Genomic DNA, 211 nt, shown 5'->3' on the forward strand with positions numbered 1-211 from the left:
AGAACTGCCTACAGACGCACAGTGCTGGAAAAACTGGTTGAACCTTATCTTCAGCCTTTCATCATCAAAAAAGGCATGGATTTTACCTATGACAGGATGCTGATGCCCGCATTGGGTGATTGTCGTAAATCGTTTTCACAGGTTCAGAAAGCCACTCTCAGAGCCATATGGGAAGGGTTGAAACCCGCAGAGATTTCCATGCTGTGGTGGA

General features: G+C 46.4%; 1 protein-coding gene. It reads left to right on the forward strand.

Annotated elements, in window-relative coordinates:
- Positions 1-21: 21 nt before the first annotated feature.
- Positions 22-211, forward strand: a 190-nt coding sequence (locus tag HK26_RS13790; protein ID WP_219337104.1) for a hypothetical protein, incomplete at its 3' end; no start/stop codon positions are given.

This window comes from Acetobacter okinawensis (assembly GCF_002153655.1).
GTDB lineage: Bacteria > Pseudomonadota > Alphaproteobacteria > Acetobacterales > Acetobacteraceae > Acetobacter > Acetobacter okinawensis_A.